This window comes from Pedococcus sp. P3_C7 (assembly GCF_056402615.1).
On the sequence record NZ_JBFUHC010000003.1, the window covers coordinates 245,788 to 266,563 of the forward strand.

The window sequence follows — 20,776 nt, forward strand, 5'->3', positions numbered from 1 at the left end:
GCACTGGCGGGTCATCGCTGTCCCCGGAACCGGTCGACGACGGCCACGTGACTGGCCGTGACCGGCACCTCGAGCGGCACGGCACCGCGGGCGAAGGACGGGATCAGGGGCAGGGGAACCGTCACGGTGGTCGTCATCTCGATCCGACCGTCGGGCCGCAGGCACGGTGTGCCGTCACAGGCCATCGTCAGCGCCCCGTCAGGGCCGAAGCCCTGGTCCTCGAAGGCGATCCGGGCGGCGGCTGACGCGCGCTCGCGGGCAGCCGCAGGCTCGGATGCCGTCACGAACGCCCTGCCCGCTTCGCGCGCCGCGGTCGACGCGGCATACGCAGCCGCTTGGATCCTCGACAGGGTCATCACGAGGTACAACAGCGGGACCATCAGCAACACGGCCAGGAAGACGAACTCCACGACGGCGCTGCCACGCTCGCCCATCATCCTGAGCGCCACTGCACGCCGACGCAGCACCAGCATCACTGCCCCTCCAGGAATGCGCGACCCACGAGGTCGAACCCGCTGTCAGGGCCGAACGGTCCGAGAACGGGCAGCGGCGCGCGCACGCGCACCGCAACGACCTGCACCCCTCCGGCCTCCACGACCTCGGCAGACACGTCGCGGGCAAATCGTGCCGACAGCGAGCTCCCGATGAGCTCGCGCGCGCGGGCCGCACCGACGAGCGGGTCGGCGTCGGCCCTCGCGCCGAAGCGAGCCCCCTCGGATGCGCAGGAGATGATGGTGTTGCGCACGTACAGGGCGAGCCCGACTTGGAAAACGGCGAGGAAGAGCACGGACACCAACACCGAGACCAGGACGAAGTCGACCACCGCCGCACCGCCCTCGCGCCGACCGTCGCCAGGCCTGCACCGCACGGTCGCTACCGCCGTGCGCTGTTGAGCGCGTCGGAGAACATCGTCGTGAGCTGGTCCTCCGCGACTGCCCACAGGACCGCCACCAAGCCGGCTGTCATCAGGGTGATCAGCACCCAACCCGGGACGTCGCCCCGCTCGCGGTGCTCGCGTCGCTCGCCAGGCTGGCCGACGCTCCGGAAGGCGCGGGCCCCGGCCAGCTGGGCGCGGACCAGTGAGCGGTGAAGGACTGTCATGAGGTTCCTCTCGGTGATGGTTCAGCAGGTGCTGAGCCAAGTGGTGCTGTCGTCAGGAGGTGCTGTCGTCAGGAGGTCACGTGGCCAGAAGTGGTCAGGAGTGGTCAGATCGAGAACCGCAGGAAGGCAAACCCGGGAAAGACTGCGAACAACACAGTGATCGGCAGCACGAGGAACACGACGGGGACCATCATCGCGATCTCCTTCTTGCCACCCGCCTCCATGACTGCCCGCCGGCCGGTCTCGCGAACGTCGTGCGCCTGGGCGCGAAGCACCTCGGCGAGGGGCGTGCCCCGCTCGACCGCGATCACCATGCCGTCGACGAACCTCGAGAGGCTCATCAGGCCTGTGCGGTCTGCTAGTCCCTGCAGGGCCTTCTCCAGGTTTGCTCCGGCGCGGGCGTCGGCCAGGCAGCGGCCGAGCTCGGCGGACAGCTCACCGTGCGACAGGCGACACACCCGTTCGAGTGCGCCCACGGCGCCCTCGCCCGCGCCGACGGCGAGAGCCAGCAGCTCGGCAATCGTGGGGAACTCGCCCAACATCCGCTGCTCGCGGACGTTCGCCTCTCGGCTGAGCCACTGGTCTCGAGCCACCACCGCAGAGCCGACGCTGCACAGGACGACCAGGACTGCAGGCACCACCGAACCACCCTTGCCGAGCCAGACGAGGCTGCCGACGACGATCCCCACGAGCAGGCCGACAGCGCCCCACAGCACCTGTTCGGCTCGGAACCGGTCCACGTCTGGAGCCTTGCCAGCCCGCTGGAGGCGTCGCCTCACTGACGCCGACCCGCCGAGGATGGACTCGATGCGGCCTCCGAGATCGGCGACCAGCGGTCCAGCCAGGACCCTCAGGGCGCCGGGTCGCCCGACCCTGCGAGGGTCCAACAAGCGAGAGGGGCGCGGGGCGTCACGCAGATAGGGAAGGAGTCGGTCGTCGAGGGTGGCACGGCGGTTTCGCGGCAGCCCGCCCCAGACGAGGAGCAGGCCGAGTCCCAGTGCGAGCCCGAGGGCCCCGCCGGCCAGCGCGCTCGTCATCGGAGCACTCGCTCGTCCTCGGGCAGCCGCCCGATGAAGACCATCACCCGGTATGCGGCCGCCGACACCGCCGCGCCGACGAGCAGGATCACCGTGCCGGTCGTGGTCGCATAGGCCTGGATCGACTCGGATCGGGTGCACAGCATCGCCAGCACCATCCAGGGGGCCGCGACGGCGAGCCGGGCCGCGTTGACGGTCCAGCCCTGTCGGGTCTCGAGCTCGGATCGGGTGCGGCTGTCCTCGCGAAGAAACGTCGACAGGGTGCGCAGCAGACCACCGAGATCGCTTCCGCCGACCTCCCGGGCGATCCGCAGGGACTCGACAAGCCGGTCCGCGACCGGGTCGCTCAGCCGGTCCTTGAGGCGGTCGAGGCAGTCGTGGAACCTCCCGCTGGCCCGATAGTCCTCCGCGAAGGCCTGGAACGCCGGTCGTAGCTCTTCCGGCCCACGCACGCCCAGCTGGCTCAGCGCCTCGGGCAGGGCCAGACCTGCGCGCACCCCGGAGGTGATGTTGTCCACCGCATCGGGCCAGAGCTCACGCAGGTTGGATCGGCGTCGCCTGGCCCGCATCCGCACCAGGGCGAAGGGGCCATAACCCGCCATGCCTGCGAAGCACAGCGCCACCGGCGCGACCCCGGTGGTCGCAAGGACCCCGACTGCGACGAACACGAAGGCCACCAGGCAGGCAACGACCAGGGTGCGTGGACCGAGGGACGGGTACCCCGCCTGGACGAGCTCGTCGTGCAACCGGTCCATGAGCGAGACCCGTTGCGGGCGTATGGGTTTCGGCTCAGGCACCCAGGCCGACCACCACAGGCAGAAGAGGCCACAGCCCAGGAGCAACCCCACGAGGATTCCGATCATCTGGTCACTCCTGGGCCAAGAGGGCGGCAACGTCGTACCCGGCGCGTCGGAACCGCTCCGGATGCGGCGGGAAACCGTCTGCTCGACGGAGCACACCCTCACGCTGGGTGAAGATGTCGGCCGTCTCGACGACGTCACCCTCGACCCGCCCCGGTACCGCGACGATCTCGCGAACCCGCCGGACCCCATCGTGGTCGAGCGCGGCGTGCACCACGATGTCGACTGACCCCGCGACGGTCGGCACGACGAACCGACTACCGACGTTCTCGCCGGCGAGCAGCGGCAGCGTGCACATCTTCGTGATGGCTTCGCGAGCGCTGTTGGCATGGATGGTGCACATGCCGGGCAGACCGCTGTTGAGGGCGATGAGCAGGTCGAGGCTCTCGGCCTGACGCACCTCTCCGACGATGATCCGCGACGGACGCATGCGCAGCGCTTCCTTGACCAGTCGTCGCAGTGGAATCTCCCCGGTGCCCTCGAGACTGGGCTGACGACACTGCATCGATGCCACGTCCCTGAGCGGGATCTTCAGCTCGAAGACCTCCTCGCACGTGACGACTCGTTCGCGTGGTGGGATGGCGGCACTCAGGCAGTTGAGCAGCGTCGTCTTGCCGGCTTGGGTCCCTCCCGCCACGAGGATGTTGAGCCCGGAGGCGACGGCGGCGCCCAGGAAACGCGCGGCGTGCGGCGTCAGGGTGCCGAGCCCGACCAGGTCGTCGAGGTGCGCTGCACGGACCACGAACTTGCGGATGTTGACCGACCAGTGCGCCCGGGTGATGTCCGGGATGACCACGTGGAGGCGTGACCCGTCCGGGAGGACGGCGTCGACGAACGGACTCGACAGGTCGACCCGCCGACCACTCGTCTTGAGCATCCTTTCGACGAGGTCGCGGACGGAGTCGGCCGTCAACATCGTGGTGGTCAGCTCGGAGACTCCTCCACGGGCAACGAACACCTTCGTGGGCTCGTTGATCCAGATCTCCTCGATCTCGGGGTCGTCGAAGTAGGGCTGCAGCGGACCGAACCCCGCCACCGCGTCCTTCACCGACTTCACCGCGTGCTCGAGGTCGGCCAGTGCCGGAAGGCTCCCGTGCAGCGAGCGCTCGTCGTAGTCGGCCACCGCGTCGCGCACGAGTCGGTCCAGCTCCCCCACGTCCCGGACAGGGTCAACCCCTGACCGGCGGATGAGCTCCCGAACTTCGGACTCAACGGTCATGACAGCGTCCATCTCATCCCCCCAGGACGTCCCAACCCCCCTGGTAGGCGAACCCCTCGTTTGCCTCCGGCTGCGGACGTCTGCGTCATACTAGCGGGTAACTTTCCAGCCCGCTCCTGCCCGTCCACAGGGCACGGGGCAACCGCCCGGACACTCCCCTCGGCCGGTCAGCCTCGTTCCCGAGGTCGAGCGAGTGTCACTCGACCAGTGGCTCGCGTCGGCGCCACCGCGACCGGTCAGCCCAGAACCAGAGGATCCACGCCACTCCGCCGAGGACAGCCGTCGACAGTGCCGACAGCTCAACCGTCCAACCGGGCGGGTCCCATCGCAGGGTGATGGTGGAGCCTTTCGAACCGGGAGGCAGTGCCACCCGCAGGAGCATGCCGCTGACCGGCGCCACCCGCTCGGCGCCCTCGGTGGAGTAGCCCGGCCAGGCGAGGCGGCTGAAGGTGACCGTTCCACGGCCCGACCCCGAACTGGTCACTCGGAGTCTGACCACACGATCGGTCACGGACTCCCGGTCCACGACAACGCCCGCGGAGGTCGCCACCACACCCCCGGCCGAGGGGACGGCGTGGTTTCGCGTCCAGACAACGGTGTGGGTGGTCACCCCGGCCACCCTCCACCCCTGTGGTGGACGCATGAGGTCCTTCGTCGGAAAGGACGGGCGGTACAGGACCACGGAGCTGACCGAGAGGAGGTCAGCCCATGGCCGGCCCGTCGTGGGTTCGGTCGACATCAGCGCGCTCAGCGCCCTGGCGCACGTGCCACCGTTGACCGTTCGGCAGAACCTCTCGCTGAACCTGCGGAACCTGATGGTTGAGTACCCGTTCTGGACATCCCCGCGCCCCAGGTACCACGACGAACCGATGAGAAGTTCGTCAGCGATGGCCGGGTTGAGTTGGATCTGACCCCCCGCTTCTCCTAGGACCATGACGTCGCCACGGGCCGACGGGATCCGGCCGCCATACTGCGCCGGCGCCGCAGGCATGTGTCGATCGGCCGCGGGAGGAACCGGGTAGAGGGCGAACAGGACGACGAACAACGCCACCGTCCAGGCCAGGACAACGCCCGTTGTCGTGCGCGCCCCCCGATGGCCGAGTGACCAGGCCGTCATCCCCAGCGCCAAACCCAGAAGCACCACACCCAGCGCTGCCTGCTTGCCTTGGCCCGGGTCACGGGCCACCACGACGTAGGCGGCTCCGCACACCCACGCGAGCGACAGGATCAGGCGAGACCGCGAGACCCGCGTGGGGAGGCATCGAGAGGCAATCACGGCGAGCAGCACGACGAGGGGCACCATCAGGGCCGGCACGACGCGCATCGGCCACCGCAACGGCCCGACAGCGCTCGGACCGAGCACCCACAGGAGGAGGACCGCCGTCGCCACAGCTGCGCCAGCCAGGTCGCGCGACGAGCGCCGGAGCCGTCCGAGGTCAATCCACAGGACCGCTGGGAGGAGCCAGACGAGGTAGCTCCTCTTCCGCGTCGGCAACATCGACGAGAAGAGGCTTTGGAGGTCCACCGTGAACCCGCCCCGCCCTACCACCGCCCACGAGTCCCTCATCGTCACGGGCGAGGTCAGCAGGCCAGGCAGATACACCGCAACCGAGACCAACCCACTGAAGGTCAAGAGGCCGACGACCGTGAACAGCTCTGGTCGGGAGCGGGACAGCGCCGCGTCGACCAGACAGCCGAGCAAGATCACCGTCAGCCACATCGCGCAGTAGACGTAGCCGACGGCGGCAACCAGGTAGCACAGGATCAGCGCGCCCGCCGGGCTGCGCCCCGCCATCGCCCGCCGGATGAACCACCACGCCCAGGGCAGGAGTGCCGCCCCCATGTGACCGTTGACCCACGAGGGCCAGTCCTGGAACACCGACTGGCCGGAGAGCCCCACGACGAGTCCGGCCACGAGGGCGAAGGGCTCACGGGCGCCGTAGCTGGTGGCGACCAGGTACGTGCCGACGCCACCGAGAACGATGAGCCCGATCTTCAACACCGTGACGAACACGACGACGTCGGGCACGACCGTGGCCAACACGCCGATGAGGATCGTCAGGGGGCTGAACAGTCCCCACTGTCCTTCCGCGGCGTAGTTTCCGGCCTCCCAGGCCAAGGGTTCCATGAGGGGGAGATGGCCCTCGCGCACGGCTTCGCCCAAGTGGTACCACCAGCCCAGGTACGCGATCTGGGTATCGCCGCGGAAGAAGTATCGACCATTCCACAGCAGCGGCGTGGCGCCGACCACGGTCAGCAGGAACGCGAGAACGCACGGTCCCGGCGGAGGGCGCCCCACCCCCCGTGTCCACCGCGGGATGGCGACCGCCCGCACGCGGTCAGGCTAACAGGCGCGCCCGTCGTGATCGAGCAACGCCGCAGGTCAGAGGGGTGCAGGCAGGCGACCGAGCTCAGGCCATCCCCCGGCGTGAACACGTCGACAACGTCCCAGACCCCGGTCGGCAAACCCCTCGTCTGCCTCCGGTTGCGGACGTCCACGGAACACTAGGGGGTAACGTACCGGCTCGGTCCTTGTCGTCCACAGTGGTGGATAACCACATGGACCCCTTCCGCTCCCTGCCTACGGTCGTGGCATGCGACTACAGCTGACGGTCGTGCGCCGTTCCACAGGACGGGTCGCGCCGTCGCCCCGACCCGTCGAGGTCGAGGTCGAGGTCGAGGCTCCCGTGGGTGCCACCTCGTCCGACCTGGCCACCGCCTTGGGGGACCTCCTGGCCGACCACGCACCGCACCTCGTGGCCGACCAGACGCGCGACGAGCTGCGGGACCCGGTCATCTGGATCGGCGGGATCCCCGTCGCCGACGACGCCTTGCTGGGGCTGGGGCTGCTCGTCGACGGTGCGGCGATCGCCCTCGCCTCCAGGCGTCCGCTCGGGCCCCCTGCCCGCAGCTCCCCGCGCACCCCGGTCGCCCTGGCGATCGCCCATGGACCCGACGCCGGTCGGACGGTCGAGCTGGCACCGGGGTACTACACCGTGGGTCGCTCCGACGAGGCGACCATCGGTCTCGACGACCAGCGACTGTCTCGGCTGCACGCTGCTGTCCGGGTGACGGTCGACGACATCACCCTTGCCGACCTCGGGTCGACCAACGGCACCGACCTCGATGGTGCCCCTGTCGGCTCAGAACCCGTTCACCTGGTGGTCCGTACGACCGTCAAGGTCGGCGACACCGTGCTGGTCCTGCGTCCGGCGGCCGCGGTTCCGGCCGCGCTCAGTGCTCGACCTGACGGGACCCGCGCCGTCAACAGGCGGCCCCGGCTGCTCTCGCCCACTGCTTCCGTGTCGATCGCGCTACCGTCACCGCCGGAGGCGCCCGGCCGCGCCCGCGTGCCCTGGATCGCGATGCTGCTCCCGGTCCCGTTCGCAGCCGTCATGGCGGTCTTCTTCGGTCCGATGATGCTTGCGTTCGCGGTGATGAGCCCCCTCCTGATGGCGGGCACCGCCTTGAGCGACCGCCTCGGGAGCAAGCGGACGTATGCCGCGGAGCACGCGGCATACGAACGTCACCTTGCCAGCGCCGGACAGCGCGTGGCGGCGGCCTGCGCCGAGGAGTCGCGTTCACTCCGACGAGCGCTACCCGACCCCTCCGAGATCCTCGCGATCGCGACGTTGCCAGGCGCCCGTCTCTGGGAGCGACGTCGCGGAGACGCTGACGCACTCACGGTGAGCATCGGCCAGTGCACGACAGCAGCGACCGTGCGGGTCATCCGACCGCCCGGCGACCAGGGCGCGGAACATCCTGCGGTGCAACAGGTTCCGTGCGCCGTCTCGTTGGCCGGCATCGGGGTCCTGGGGGTCTGCGGTGAGCGCAGCGCTGTGATGGGCGTGCTGCGCGTCGTCCTCGGCCAGCTCGTCGCCCTGCACTCCCCCCTCGATCTCGACCTCGTCCTCGTCGCCGGGGCACTGCGAGCTGACCCGGCCTGGTCATGGATGAGTCGACTCCCCCACGTGCGCCAACCGGATGGCGAAACGAACCGGCAGTGGGTCAGCGGCCTGGACGACGACGGCACCGCCCGTGCCGCCGTCGTCCAGCTGGCCGAACGAGTCCGGGCGCGCCGCTCGGCTCCGGCCGTCGCTACCAGCCGGTGGTCCGGCTCTCGCACGGTGGTGGTCCTCGACGGAGCCTCTGCCCTGCGTGGCCTCCCCGACCTTGCCGAGGTGCTCGAGCACGGTCCGTCCGTCGGGATCTGCGTGGTCGCCCTCAACGAGGACCGCGCCGGGCTGCCGTCCGAGTCCGGGGCCGTTCTCGACCTGACCACCCCTGCCCGCGCCTCGTTGCACCTCCCGGGCGGTGCCGCCACCGACCTCGTCGTGGACCGGGCCGGCGCCTGGTGGGCCGACCGGCTCAGCCGGGGGCTCGCTCCGCTGCGGGACGCGACACCCGGAGGAAGGGACGAGTCGCTGCCGACAGCCCTCGGCCTTGCCCACCTGTTGGGCATCGCGCAGGACAGGGACGCACCCGACGACGCCCCGGCCGCGTTGGTCCGTAGCTGGGCACGGACACCACACCGCACGGCCGTGCCGATCGGCGTCACCGCCGAGGGCCCTTTCACCGTGGACCTTGCCGAAGACGGGCCGCACATTCTCCTGGCCGGCACCACCGGCGCCGGCAAGTCGGAGCTGCTGCGGACCCTGGTCGCCTCTCTCGCGCTCCACAACCGTCCCGAGCACCTCTCGTTCGTCCTCGTCGACTACAAGGGTGGCGCAGCCTTCCGCGAGTGCCAGGGCCTGCCCCACGTGGCCGGCGTGGTGACCGACCTCGATGACCATCTCGCTGACCGCGCCCTCGCTTCGCTCTTGGCCGAGCTCACGCGGCGTGAGCGGCTGCTCGCCGAGGCTGCGGTCACGGATTTCGTTGCGTACCAGTCCTCGTCGACCTCTGCAGCGTGTCCGCTTGCGCGACTTGTCATCGTCGTCGACGAGTTCAGGGCGCTGGCTGAAGAGCTCCCCCAGTTCGTCGACGGGGTCGTCCGCGTCGCCGCCCTGGGCAGGTCCCTCGGCGTCCACGTCATCCTCGCCACGCAACGACCGGCGGGAGTGGTGACGGCCGACATCAAGGCCAACGTCAACCTCCGCATCGCCCTGCGCGTCCGCGACCGCGCTGACTCCGACGACGTCATCGACGCTCCCGATGCCGCGGGACTCGATCGCGCCGTACCGGGGCGTGGTTTCGCTCGGGCCGGAGGCGGATCCCTGGTGACCTTCCAGGCAGCCCACGCGGGCGGACGTTCCCGCCCGGCCGCGCCCAGCGGCATACGCGTCAGGGCGGTCGAGTGGGACCACGGGCCGGCACCGTGGCCTGTCGCGCCCGGCGACCAGGAGGCGGTGGGCTCGGACCTCGCGGACATCATCGAGGTCGTGGCGGAAGCTGTCGCGCAGATCGGCGCACGTGCGGCACCCAGTCCGTGGTTGCCTCCCCTGCCGAGACGGCTGGAGGCAGAGGACTTGTCTGCCAAAGGCGGGTACCTCATTCCCATCGGGCTCGCCGACCAGCCTGAGGCACAGCGACAGCTTCCGCTGGAGGTCGATCTCGCTGCGCCGGGTCACTGGGGCTTCGTCGGCACCGCGGGGAGCGGACGCAGCAGTGCGCTGTCGGCCGTCGCCCTCGGCGCCACCTCCGCGCTCGACCCCACTCGGCTGCACGTGTATGCCGTGAGCGGGGGTTCGCTGTCCCACCTCGAGGCGCTGCCCCACTGCGGCGCACACGTCGGGTGGGACGACCTGCCCAGGCTTGAGCGCCTGGTCGCCAGGCTGTCCCGCGACGTGGCCGACCGCCGGCAGCGACTCGCTGCGAGCGATCACGCCACGATGGCCGCCTGGTGGCAGGCGGGTGACCACCTCGCGCCTCCCGGGCTGCTGGTCGTCGTGGACGACTGGGACGTGCTGGCCCAGCGCACCGACGAGGTGGCGCACGGCACCGTGGTGGAGCGACTGTTGGGGCTGCTTCGGGAGGGAGCCGGGGTGGGACTCACCGCAGCGCTGGCGGGTGAGCGAGCCCTCCTGGTCGGACGCGCCGCCTCGGCCACGGCCCATCGGGTCCTGCTGAGGCTTGCCGACCCGGCCGACCTGTTGCTCGCGGGCCTCCCAGCGAGGGCCGTGCCCCGCTCGCAGCCGCCCGGCCGCGGCATCTTGTTGGACGGCACCGAGGTCCAGCTCGCCCTCGCGTCGCCGCGACCGGGCATGCCTGCGGTCACGTCGGGCGCGCCGGCCACGTCGGGCGCGGCGGTCTCGCCGACCCGCCTGCCTTGGCGGGTCGACGCCCTCCCGGATCGGGTGGGCGCCGCGTCCCTGCCGAGACCTTCCGGGCACGACGACCTGGTGCCGATCGGTGTGGGTGGCGACGAGCTCGCTGCCCAGGGCCTGTCCCCCGACCGAGATGGCCGACGCTGGATCGTGGCCGGCAGCAACGGATCTGGTGTGTCGACAACGCTCGCCATGATCGCCACCGAGCTGCTGAGGCGGGGGCGACGTCTGGCCGTTGTCGCAACCCGACCGGGTCCCTGGGGAGCCGTTCGTTGCGACCCGCGGGTCACGTGGTGCGACGACCCGACCCAGCCCCAAGGCCTCGTGGCGCTGCGCCGGGACGTGCCGAACCTGGCCGTGCTGGTGGACAACGCCGACGAGCTGCTCGACTCCGCAGTCGAAGCCGCGCTCAGGCAGGTGGCCGCAGTGGTCGACCGCGACGACGGCCTCCTGGTGGCTGGCTGCGACGCGAGCACCCTCGCCGCGCAGTACCGCGGCCTCACCGTGGAGCTGGCCCGAGACCGCACGGGGGTCCTGCTCGGACCGGAGACCTCGGCCGGGGCGGACGTGTTCGGTGTCCGGGTGCCGGTCGACCGCGCTGCCCTCCCTGGTCGGGGCTACCTCGTGCACGGCGGCGTCGCGACGGCCTTGCAGGTCGCGATGCCCGACCAAGCCCCCGACCAACCCTGACCAGCCCCCTACCAAGCCCCGACCAGCCATCTACGCGAAGCTCGCCGCGGCACGAGCCCGCCCTGCGCGCGGGGCGGGTCCGGACTAGGGTCAGGAGGTGACTCTCACCCCTGACCTGGCCGCCCTCGGCGACGAGAAGTTCGTCTCCCTCACCACGTTCCGCAAGTCTGGCGAAGGCGTGCCCACCACCGTGTGGGTCGGCCGCGACGGTGACACGCTCGTCGTGACCACGCCGAGCGGCAGTGGCAAGGTCAAGCGGGTGCGCAACGACGAGCGCATCGAGCTGCAGCCGTCCAGCCGTCGCGGGACCATCGACAACTCCGTCCCGCCGGTGGCAGGCATGGCCGAGGTCGTGGAGGGCAGTCACGCGACGACCCGACTCGATGAGGTGATGGGCGCCAAGTACGGGCTCGAGTACCGCCTCGTCATGGGGATCGAGCGGCTGCTCCGCCGCGGCGCCCCGCAGCGCGTCATGCTGCGCATCACGCCGGCGCCTGACGCCGTCTGAGCCAGGCTCGGACCGGCCGGGCTCGGACCTGCCCGGGCGCGGCCCGACCCGGCCCCGGCACGGCCGGCTCAGTCCGTCGAGAGGTCTTCGGTGTCCTCGGAGTCCGTCGTCCTGGCCCGGATCGCCGCCACGATGCCGACCAGCGCCACGACGATGACGAGCGCACCCACGAGGCCTCGACCACCCTGCACGAGGCTCCAGCCGACGGGGAGCAGCAGCGCGTTCCAGACGACGGTCGGGGTGTTCGGCCAGTTGTCGCCGCGCAGCCAGCCCCGGGCCATGGCTGCGATCCCGACAGCGAAGACGGCGATCAACAACGCTGACATGACCACGCGCGTGACGTCGTCGGCTGAGTCCTGGGTCAGCTCCCAGAGGTAGAACACGACGAACCCCAGCAGCGTCACGACCTGCACGGCGCACACCCCTGCAGCAACAGAGCGGAACACGTCGCGAGGGCGGGACGGGGCAGGGGCCGGACTGGTCACGGGACTCAGGCTAGGCCCGCGCGCGGACGGCGCGCACGCGGCATACCGAACGTGCCCTCAGGTCAGCCAACAGGGGGCCGGCCATGCCACACGTGGGCTGTCGAGGCCACCCGCTGGGCGCGGATGACCGGGATTCGGACGCGCGAAATGGCCCTTGCGGGCCGTCTCCGTCCGACATGTGACCAACACCTCACTGTTACGCGGGCGATATCTTGTGCTCAGACGCCCGAAACTGAGCCCGATCTGTGAGGCTGGAACAGAAACACCCGGCAACCCGTTGGCAGAAGTGCGTCCACCCCACCAAAATGGGTGCGCACGTGTTTCTCCCTGTGTGGACATGGGTCGGCTAGTCTTGCCGGTCGGCCCTGACTCTCAGGTGAACGACCCCGCACACCCCGCAATGACGCGTCCGTGCCGTGAGGTCCGCAACCCAGGGCCCACCACACGGACGCGAACCCCCCTGTCACCGCAAGGAGCACGATCTTCATGGACTGGCGCGACCGCGCTGCCTGCCTCGACGAGGACCCTGAGCTGTTCTTCCCGATCGGGAACACCGGCCCGGCGATCCTCCAGATCGAGGAAGCAAAAGTTGTGTGCCGACGCTGCACCGTTGTCGACGTGTGCCTCAAGTGGGCCATCGAGTCCGGCCAGGACGCCGGCGTCTGGGGCGGCATGTCCGAGGACGAGCGCCGCGCCCTCAAGCGCCGCAACGCGCGCGCCCGTCGCGCCGGCTGACCCGAGCGTTCCTCCACCGACTCACGTCGGCCGCACCACACAACCCCCACAACTGCACAGAACAGGGACCGCCGTCAGGCGAGCTCCCTCCCCAGTGGCCGAAGCCGCGCGATGAAACGCACCCGCGTCCCGTGCGGCTTTGCTGCTTCCCAGGTGATCCGGCCCCGCAGGTCCTGGATGAGCGACTGCACGATCTGGGTGCCGAGCCCCGAGCCACCCGGCCTGAAGTCGCCCGGCAGACCCACCCCGTCGTCGGTGATCGTCACGGTGAGGAGCTCGTCGCCGCGGTCGTCCGTCGTGCGGTGGGCCTCGACCTCGACGGTGCCTCCACCGGTCTCGGCGAGGCCGTGCTCGACGGCGTTCTGGACCAGCTCGGACAGCACCATGGCCAGGGCGGTCGCGTCCTCGGCGCGCAGCGTGCCGAACGACCCCTGCACCGCCGAGGTGATCGGGTGCTCGACCTTGGCCACCTCCGTGATGGCCTGGAGCCCTCGCACCGCGATGTCATCGAAGTCGACCGTCTCATCGAAGCCCGCGCTCAGCGTCTCGTGGACCAGCGCGATGACCCCCACGCGTCGCACCGCCTCCTCGAGCGCCACCCGACCGGCCTCTCCCTCGGGCAGCCTCCTCGCCTGGAGCCGCAGCAGCGCCGCGACGGTCTGGAGGTTGTTCTTCACGCGGTGGTGGATCTCGCGGATGGTCGCGTCCTTGGTGAGCAGCTCGAGCTCGCGGCGCCGCAGCTCGGACACGTCGCGCAGCAGCAGCAGCGCGCCTATCCGGTGCCCCCCCTCGGTGAGCGGGATCGCGCGCATCGAGACGCTCGCGCCACGCGAGGTCACCTCGGTGCGCCACGGCGCCCGCCCGGTCACGACGAGCGCCAGCGACTCGTCGACCGGTGACTCGTCCCGCAGGAGGTCGGCCACGACCTGGGCCAGCAGCTCGCCGATGACGTCGCCGACGTGCCCGAGGCGGTGGACGGCCGAGAGGGCGTTCGGGCTGGCGTAGGACACGATCCCGTTGACGTCGAGCCGGATGACGCCATCCCCGACGCGCGGCGCGCCACGCCGCTGCCCGGTGGGCGCTGCCGTGTTGGGGAACTCCCCTGCCGCGATCATCCGCGCCAACGCGTCGGCGAGCGCCTGGTAGGTCAGCTCCAGACGGCTCGGCGTGCGCATCGCCGCCAGGTTGGTATGCCGCGTGATCACCGCGAGCGCACGCCCTCCCCGCACGACGGGGATGGCTTCCTCGCGGACCGGCATGTCGTCGCGGAAGATCGGGTCCTTCTCGCGGACGATGCGCTGGTCGAGGTAGGACTGGTCCAGCAACGACTGCCGCCCGCGATGCGTGCGACGGCCCACGACGTCCTCGAAGAACACCATCTGTCCCGTCGTCGGGCGGACGTGGGCGACGGCGAGCCAGCCCTCGATCCCGCCCGGCACCCACAGCACCAGGTCGGCGAAGGACAGGTCGGAGATGAGCTGCCAGTCACCGACGAGCAGCTGCAGCCACTCGACCTCGGCGGGCGCGAGGTCGGTCGCTGACTGGAGGACCTCGTTGAGGGTGGGCACGCGGGAAGCCTAATCGGCGAGACGTTGCCACCCACGGTGCGCCCGCCCGGCTCGCACCGTGCTCATCGGTTCGGGTCGGGCAGGGCCGGCGACTTCCGGGGTTGTCGGCTGCAGGGTCAGGCGAGCGTGACGGGATCCCCCACCGAGATCGTGCCGGGGTGGAGGATCGAGGCGTACAGACCCGCGTTGAGGTCGTGGTGGTCGCTGATCGCCTTCAGCATGCCGCCGCGGGCGGCGAGGCCCACCTGCGCCACCCCGACCATGCGGCACCTCTCGATCGGCTCGGCGACGTGCACCCGCACCGTCCCGATGGCGACCTCGCGCCCGACCCACGACTCCTCGGCATACGGCTGATCGGTCCGAACCACGATGTTGGCGCGCAGGTGCCGCGGGTCCAGAGGTCGACCGTCGCCCTCGTGACGACCGAGCTCGGCGAGGGTGGCGCTGCCCACGATGGACAGCTGCGCCTGGTCCTGGTGCATCACGTCGGTCTCGCGTCGCAGGGTGACCGGCTCGCCGAAGTGCTCCGACAGCACCGCGTCGGCATCCGGTTGCCCGACAAGGACCTCCCTCCCGTCGGCCGACCGCACCACGGTGTCGCTGCCGAGCTTGACGGCAGCAAGCTCGAAGACCGGGTCCATCCGGCGGAAGCGCCGGGTGTGCTTGCCGCTGGCCAGCTTGCCGTCGGCGCCGTAGACGGCGTACTCGCGGTCGGCGAGCAGCCCCTTCGCGCCCGACCTCAACGGTCGACAGGGTCTCGCCACCCATGGACTTCACCGGGTAGCGGGTCACCAGGACCACCTGGTACTTCGTCAGCTCAGCGGTCACCCGGGTCACCCTAACCGCACGATCACGCCACATCGCCGTCCATTTCCGCCTAGTCTCGCGGACCATGACCGACCAGCCTCCCGTTCCGCCGGCCGCGTCGCTGGGCACCATCCGGCTGACGATCCAGGGCAACGTGATGACCAGCAACGCCCTCACGCCCACGCTCCGCATCAACGGATACCCCGTGCCCACTCGCTACGGCACCCAGGACCTGCCCGTCTACGCCGGGCCCAACCACCTCGACATGCAGGCCCAGTGGATGCGGACCTACGGCCAGGCGTCCCTCGACACGACCGTGGCCCCCGGTCAGGTCGTCGAGGTCTGGTACGCCTCGCCCCTGCACCAGTTCGCGAGGGGCAACATCGGGTTCACCAAGCAGCCCCGTCCCGGCATGGGGTGCCTGTGGGTGGTGCTCGGCTTCGCCGCCCTGTGCGTGGCGGTGGTCGTCGTCGGGCAGGTCGTCAGCGCCCTGAGCCCCTAGGACCCGGGCAGGGCTGTCGGTTCGGCAAAGCCGTCAGGAGCTGGCTGCCCCGGAGCGGATCACCGAGCGCAGCGTGCGCAGGGCGACCGAGAGCGCGGCGATGTTGGGCTTGTCGAGCCGTTCGATGCCTGACAGAGCAGTCTTGGCGCGGGCCAGGCTCTCCGCGTTGGCCTTGGCCCACTGCTCGTAGCGCTCCACCGGTGTCGCGCCCGACGTCGACGCGTCGATCACGGAGCGCACCAGGCTCTCCAGCACGGCATACAGGTCGTCGCGCAGGGCGCCGCGCGCGAGCGCGTCCCACCGGTCGTCACGCGGCAGGTTGGTGACGCGGGTGAGCATCGCGTCGATGCCGAACCTCTCGGACAGGACGAAGTAGAGGGGTGCCACGTCGGTCGGCGCCTCCCCCGTGTCGGTGGCGATGTCGACGATGTCGAGCAGCGAGAACTGGTCGAGCAGGCTCGCGGACTTGAGCGCCAGGGCCTCAGGCACACCGAGCTTCTCCAGGCTCGAGGCGTTGCGCTGCAAGCGCTTGAGCTCGGCACCCTTGAGCAGGTCGTGGATCTGGGGGGCGAACTGGCCGACCACCTCGCCGAACCGGGCCACCTCGTTGGCGACGTCGAGGCGCGAGGGCCGCGAGGTGAGGAACCAGCGCATCGACCGGTCGATCAGCCGCCGGAACTCGAGGTACAGCTGGCTCTGCACATCGGTGGACACGACGTTGTCGAGGGCCTCGACCTCGTGCACGAAGCCCGGCAGGTCGAAGATCTCGCGGCAGACCACGAAGGCCCGGGCGATCTGCTCCGGCGTCGCGCCGGTCTCCTCCATGGCACGGAAGGCGAACGTGATGCCACCCCGGTTGACCATCGAGTTGACCACCGAGTTGGTGATGATCTCGCGCCGCAGCGGGTGCTCGGCGAGCTCGCCGGCGAACTGCTCTCGCAGGGCGGCGGGGAAGTACTCGGTCAGGGTCGCCTGGAACCAGGGGTCGTCGGGCAGCTCCGAGGGGAGCAGGTCCTCCTTGAGAGCCAGCTTCGCGTAGGCCACGAGCACCGAGAACTCCGGCGACTTCAGGCCCAGGCCGTCTGCGAACCGGCGGTCGATCTCGGTGTCGGTCGGCAGGAACTCCAGGGCACGGTCGAGGTCGCCGCGCTCCTCGAGCCAGTGGATCAGCCGCTGGTGGACCGGGAGCATGGGGTGCTCCTGGGCACGGGCGTTGCCGAGCAGCACGTTCTGCTCGTAGTTGTCGCGCAGCACCTGGTGGGCGACGTCGTCGGTCATCGACGCGAGCAGCGTGTTGCGCTGCTTGAGCGTCATGTCGCCGGCCTTGACGAGTGCGGTCAGCAGGATCTTGATGTTGACCTCGTGGTCCGAGGTGTCGACGCCTGCCGAGTTGTCGATCGCGTCGGTGTTCACCCGCACACCGTGCAGGGCCGCCTCGATCCTGCCGAGCTGGCTGAGGCCGAGGTTGCCGCCCTCGCCGACGACCTTGCAGCGCAGCTGCCCACCGTCGACGCGGATCGGGTCGTTGGCGCGGTCACCGATGTCGGCGTTGACCTCGCTGGCGGCCTTGACGTAGGTGCCGATGCCGCCGTTCCACAGCAGGTCGACCGGCGACTGGAGGATCGCCTTCATCAGCGCGGCCGGGGTCATCGACGTGGCGTCCTTGGGCAGGCCCAGCGCCGCGGTCATCTCCGGGGTGATGGCGATCGACTTGAGGGACCGGTCGAACACCCCTCCGCCCGCGGAGATCAGCGACGTGTCGTAGTCCGCCCAGGACGAGCGGGGCAGGTCGAACAGCCGCTGGCGTTCCGGGAAGCTCGTCGCCGCGACGGGATCGGGGTCGATGAAGATGTGACGGTGGTCGAAGGCCGCGACCAGCCTGATGTGCTCGGAGAGCAGCATGCCGTTGCCGAAGACGTCGCCCGACATGTCGCCGATCCCGACGGCGGTGAAGTCCTTGGTCTGGGTGTCATGGCCCATCTCGCGGAAGTGCCGTTTGACCGACTCCCAGGCCCCGCGAGCCGTGATGCCCATGGCCTTGTGGTCGTAGCCGGCGGACCCTCCCGACGCGAACCCGTCGTCGAGCCAGAAGCCGTAGGACTGCGCCACGCCGTTGGCGATGTCCGAGAACGTCGCCGTGCCCTTGTCAGCCGCGACCACGAGGTAGGAGTCGTCGGGGTCGTGCCGCACCACCGAGGCAGGGGGCACGATCTGCGACCCGTCGCGGTTGTCGGTGAGGTCGAGCAGCCCCGAGATGAAGACCTTGTAGGACCCGATGCCCTCGGCCAGCCAGGCGTCCCGGTCGACCGTGGGGTCGGGCAGCTGCTTGGCGTAGAAACCGCCCTTGGACCCGGTCGGCACGATGACGGCGTTCTTGACCATCTGGGCCTTGACCAGCCCGAGCACCTCGGTGCGGAAGTCCTCCCGGCGGTCCGACCAGCGCAGCCCGCCCCGGGCGACCGGCCCGAACCGCAGGTGCACACCCTCGACGCGCGGCGAGTAGACGAAGATCTCGAACTGCGGCCTCGGAGCCGGCAGGTCGGGGACCTTCTTGGGGTTGAGCTTGATCGAGACGTAGGTCTTGTCCGCGCCCGACGCGTCGGCCTGGTAGAAGTTCGTGCGCAGCGTCGCCGTGATCACGCCGAGGAACGCGCGGATGATCCGGTCGTGGTCAAGGCTCTTGACGTCGTCGAGGTCCTTGGTGATCTGGTCGCACAACGCGCTCTGCGCAGCCTCGCGCTCGGGACCTGCCGCACCGGCATACCGGCTCGGGTCGAAACGGGCCTCGAAGAGGGCCACGAGCTTGCCCGCGAGCTTGAGGTTGGACGCGAGCGCGGACTCGACGTAGTCCTGCGAGAAGGTCGAGCCCGTCTGGCGGAGGTACTTGGCGACGGTGCGCAGGATGACGACCTGGCGCCAGGTCAGCCCGGCCCCGAGGACGAGCGCGTTGAACCCGTCGGACTCCGCCTGACCGCGCCACACGGCGCCGACCGCGTCCTGGAACAGCTCGCGCAACCGGTCGCGACCTCCGTCACCGGACCACACCTTGTCGTTGCGGACCCGCAGGCCGAAGTCGTAGACCCAGAGGTTCACGCCGTCGCCGCGCGAGATCTCGTAGGGCCGCTCGTCGACGACCTCGACCCCCATGTGGGTGAACATCGGCAGCACCTGGGTCAGCGACAGGGGGCTGCGGCGGTAGAGCTTGAAGCGACGCTCGTTGGCCGGGGCGCCGGGCTCTTGGTACATGTTGAGCCCGGTGGAGTCGTCGCCCTCGAGCGCGTCCATGTGCCGGATGTCGGCCACTCCGATGCGGGAGGTGAAGTCCTCCTTGTAGGCCTCGGGGAAGGCGCGGCCATAGAGACCAGTCAGGCGCGCAGCCGCCTCCTCGCCGTGCTCGGTGCGGGCGGCCTCGCTGAGGTCCTCGTCCCACGTGCGGGTCGCGTCGACGAGCTGGCGCTCGAGCACAGCCTCGTCGATCGGCGGGATCGACTCGCCCGCCGGTACGCGGACGACGAAGTGCAGCCGCGCCAGCACGGACTCGGAGACCCGGGTGGTGAAGTCCACCGTGGCACCCGGAAAGGCTTGCCGCAGAATGGATTCCATCTTGAGTCGCACCGCGGTGTTGTAGCGGTCGCGCGGGATGTAGACGAGGCAGGACACGAACCTGCCGAACCGGTCGCGACGCAGGAAGAGCTTGGTCTTGCGGCGCTCCTGCAGGTGCAGCACCGAGGTCGCGTTGTCGTAGAGCGCCTCCTCGTCGGCCTGGAACAGCTCGTCGCGCGGGTAGTTCTCGAGCACCTCGAGGAGGTCCTTGCCCGAGTGCGAGTCGGGGAGGAACCCGGTGCGCTGGAAGATCGCGGAGACCTTGTCGCGCAACACCGGCACACGGGTCACCGACTCGGTGTAGGCGCTCGAGGTGAACAGGCCGAGGAAGCGCTTCTCCCCCGTCACCTCACCCGAGACGTCGAACTGCTTGACGCTCACGTAGTCGAGGTAGGTGTTGCGGTGCACGGTCGCCCGCGAGTTCGCCTTGGTGATGATGAGCAGCTCACGGGCCCGCGCCACGACGCTGGCCTGCTCGCTCAGCAGCACGCCGTCGCCCGGGCGGTCGTAGCGCAGCAGCCCGAGCCCGGTGCCCTGGACGGCCTCGAGCCGGTCGCCGTCGGCGCCGCGCTCCAGGGCGTACTCGCGGTAGCCGAGGAAGGTGAAGTGGTTGTCGGCGAGCCACTCGAGCAGCCCGTGGGCCTGCTCGACCTCGTCGTCGGCTATGCCGGTCGGCGGGGAGTCCACCAGGTCCTTGGCCACCTGGGAGCAGGTGGCCTTCATCTTGGGCCAGTCCTCGACCGCCTCGCGGACGTTGCCCAGCACGCGGCGCAGCCCCTCGGCGACCTCGGCGCGCTGTGCTGGGTCGCTGTCGCGGTCGATCTCCAGGTGCATCCACGACTCGCGGACCAACCCGAAACCGCCGTCGCCCGAGCCGTAGGACCCCGCGGTCGACGCGGCGTCTGCGTCACCCAGCACGAGCTCCTCGAGCTCACCCGTGGCGTTGCGGCGCACCCGCATCGTCGGGTGCACGACCAGGTGCACCGAGCGCTCCATCCGCTGGAGCTCGGCGCTCACCGAGTCGACGAGGAAGGGCATGTCGTCGGTGACGATCTGCACGACCGTGTGGCCGCTGGCCCAGCCCTGCTCCTCGACCTCGGGGTTGAACACCTCGACCTTGGCGGTGCCGACCGGGCGGTCCTGGGCCAGCTCGCGGTGCGCCATCGCCGCACCCAGCAGGTCCTCGGGCGCCCGCGCCAGGAGGTCCTCGGTGGCCACGTGTCGGTAGTAGGTGCGCAGGAACTGCTCGACCGCCTCACCACCCCCGTGGTCCGCGCGTTCGGCGGCGGTGTGCAGGAGTTGCTGACGGGACTGCTCCAACGACACGGACATGGCTGTCGACTTCACCCTCACGTGGATCGTCATGCTCGGTGGTTCGTCATGCACGGTGGATCG

General features: G+C 70.2%; 15 protein-coding genes. 4 read left to right on the forward strand and 11 right to left on the reverse strand.

Annotated elements, in window-relative coordinates:
- Positions 1 to 11: 11 nt before the first annotated feature.
- The 7 genes from AC1DS4_RS05190 to AC1DS4_RS05220 all read right to left on the reverse strand — a co-directional run bounded on the left by AC1DS4_RS05190 (position 12) and on the right by AC1DS4_RS05220 (position 6,552).
- Complete coding sequence (locus AC1DS4_RS05190) at positions 12 to 473, reverse strand: TadE/TadG family type IV pilus assembly protein (RefSeq protein WP_477632534.1); 462 nt, start codon at positions 471 to 473, stop codon at positions 12 to 14.
- Positions 473 to 823, reverse strand: coding sequence for a TadE/TadG family type IV pilus assembly protein (locus AC1DS4_RS05195; RefSeq protein ID WP_477632533.1), 351 nt, complete (start codon positions 821 to 823; stop codon positions 473 to 475). Before AC1DS4_RS05195 ends, AC1DS4_RS05190 begins: the two co-directional genes overlap by 1 nt.
- Positions 824 to 873: 50 nt before the next feature.
- Positions 874 to 1,101 (reverse strand): hypothetical protein, encoded by a 228-nt coding sequence (locus AC1DS4_RS05200; protein ID WP_477615073.1) that lies wholly within the window; start codon positions 1,099 to 1,101, stop codon positions 874 to 876.
- A gap of 104 nt (positions 1,102 to 1,205) precedes the next feature.
- Positions 1,206 to 2,138 (reverse strand): type II secretion system F family protein, encoded by a 933-nt coding sequence (locus AC1DS4_RS05205; protein ID WP_477632532.1) that lies wholly within the window; start codon positions 2,136 to 2,138, stop codon positions 1,206 to 1,208.
- Positions 2,135 to 3,001 carry a type II secretion system F family protein gene (locus tag AC1DS4_RS05210; RefSeq protein WP_477632531.1) on the reverse strand — a complete coding sequence of 289 codons (867 nt, stop codon included), beginning with the start codon at positions 2,999 to 3,001 and terminating at the stop codon, positions 2,135 to 2,137. Before AC1DS4_RS05210 ends, AC1DS4_RS05205 begins: the two co-directional genes overlap by 4 nt.
- A 4-nt stretch (positions 3,002 to 3,005) precedes the next feature.
- Complete coding sequence (locus AC1DS4_RS05215) at positions 3,006 to 4,229, reverse strand: CpaF family protein (protein ID WP_477632530.1); 1,224 nt, start codon at positions 4,227 to 4,229, stop codon at positions 3,006 to 3,008.
- A gap of 184 nt (positions 4,230 to 4,413) precedes the next feature.
- Entirely contained in the window at positions 4,414 to 6,552 is a 2,139-nt protein-coding gene (locus AC1DS4_RS05220; protein WP_477632529.1) for a hypothetical protein, read from the reverse strand.
- Between the two features lie 259 nt (positions 6,553 to 6,811).
- Between AC1DS4_RS05220 and AC1DS4_RS05225 the strand changes: the two genes are divergently transcribed.
- A complete protein-coding gene (locus tag AC1DS4_RS05225; RefSeq protein WP_477632528.1) occupies positions 6,812 to 11,173 on the forward strand; it encodes an FtsK/SpoIIIE domain-containing protein in 4,362 nt (1,453 codons plus the stop codon).
- 97 nt (positions 11,174 to 11,270) lie between these two features.
- A complete protein-coding gene (locus AC1DS4_RS05230) occupies positions 11,271 to 11,681 on the forward strand; it encodes a PPOX class F420-dependent oxidoreductase (RefSeq protein ID WP_477615059.1) in 411 nt (136 codons plus the stop codon).
- Between the two features lie 68 nt (positions 11,682 to 11,749).
- On the opposite strand, the gene AC1DS4_RS05235 is transcribed toward AC1DS4_RS05230, so the two are convergent.
- On the reverse strand, positions 11,750 to 12,166 hold the full coding sequence (locus AC1DS4_RS05235; protein ID WP_477632527.1) for a hypothetical protein: 417 nt from the start codon (positions 12,164 to 12,166) through the stop codon (positions 11,750 to 11,752).
- Positions 12,167 to 12,652: 486 nt separating this feature from the next.
- On the opposite strand from AC1DS4_RS05235, the gene AC1DS4_RS05240 reads away from it, so the two are divergent.
- Entirely contained in the window at positions 12,653 to 12,901 is a 249-nt protein-coding gene (locus AC1DS4_RS05240) for a WhiB family transcriptional regulator (RefSeq protein WP_477615057.1), read from the forward strand.
- Between the two features lie 74 nt (positions 12,902 to 12,975).
- Here the strand turns inward: AC1DS4_RS05240 and AC1DS4_RS05245 are convergent, their stop codons facing one another.
- Together AC1DS4_RS05245 and AC1DS4_RS05250 are read right to left on the reverse strand one after the other, a co-directional pair.
- Positions 12,976 to 14,469, reverse strand: a complete 1,494-nt coding sequence (locus AC1DS4_RS05245) for a sensor histidine kinase (protein WP_477632526.1) — start codon at positions 14,467 to 14,469, stop codon at positions 12,976 to 12,978.
- Positions 14,470 to 14,585: 116 nt separating this feature from the next.
- Complete coding sequence (locus AC1DS4_RS05250) at positions 14,586 to 15,212, reverse strand: MOSC domain-containing protein (protein ID WP_477632525.1); 627 nt, start codon at positions 15,210 to 15,212, stop codon at positions 14,586 to 14,588.
- 149 nt (positions 15,213 to 15,361) lie between these two features.
- Between AC1DS4_RS05250 and AC1DS4_RS05255 the strand changes: the two genes are divergently transcribed.
- Positions 15,362 to 15,778: a hypothetical protein gene (locus tag AC1DS4_RS05255; RefSeq protein WP_477615054.1), complete on the forward strand. Its 417-nt coding sequence runs from the start codon at positions 15,362 to 15,364 to the stop codon at positions 15,776 to 15,778.
- A gap of 33 nt (positions 15,779 to 15,811) precedes the next feature.
- Here AC1DS4_RS05255 and AC1DS4_RS05260 read toward each other — a convergent pair whose 3' ends face one another.
- Positions 15,812 to 20,746: an NAD-glutamate dehydrogenase gene (locus tag AC1DS4_RS05260; protein WP_477624351.1), complete on the reverse strand. Its 4,935-nt coding sequence runs from the start codon at positions 20,744 to 20,746 to the stop codon at positions 15,812 to 15,814.
- Between the last annotated feature and the right edge of the window lie 30 nt (positions 20,747 to 20,776).

What these genes read in the sequence shown, in the direction of transcription:
- AC1DS4_RS05190 (WP_477632534.1), bottom strand. Translation starts at nt 473, where the DNA reads ATGCTGGTGCTGCGTCGGCGTGCAGTGGCGCTCAGGATGATGGGCGAG.
- AC1DS4_RS05200 (WP_477615073.1), bottom strand. Translation starts at nt 1,101, where the DNA reads ATGACAGTCCTTCACCGCTCACTGGTCCGCGCCCAGCTGGCCGGGGCC.
- AC1DS4_RS05205 (WP_477632532.1), bottom strand. Translation starts at nt 2,138, where the DNA reads ATGACGAGCGCGCTGGCCGGCGGGGCCCTCGGGCTCGCACTGGGACTC.
- AC1DS4_RS05210 (WP_477632531.1), bottom strand. Translation starts at nt 3,001, where the DNA reads ATGATCGGAATCCTCGTGGGGTTGCTCCTGGGCTGTGGCCTCTTCTGC.
- AC1DS4_RS05215 (WP_477632530.1), bottom strand. Translation starts at nt 4,229, where the DNA reads ATGGACGCTGTCATGACCGTTGAGTCCGAAGTTCGGGAGCTCATCCGC.
- AC1DS4_RS05225 (WP_477632528.1), top strand. Translation starts at nt 6,812, where the DNA reads ATGCGACTACAGCTGACGGTCGTGCGCCGTTCCACAGGACGGGTCGCG.
- AC1DS4_RS05240 (WP_477615057.1), top strand. Translation starts at nt 12,653, where the DNA reads ATGGACTGGCGCGACCGCGCTGCCTGCCTCGACGAGGACCCTGAGCTG.
- AC1DS4_RS05255 (WP_477615054.1), top strand. Translation starts at nt 15,362, where the DNA reads ATGACCGACCAGCCTCCCGTTCCGCCGGCCGCGTCGCTGGGCACCATC.
- AC1DS4_RS05260 (WP_477624351.1), bottom strand. Translation starts at nt 20,746, where the DNA reads ATGACGATCCACGTGAGGGTGAAGTCGACAGCCATGTCCGTGTCGTTG.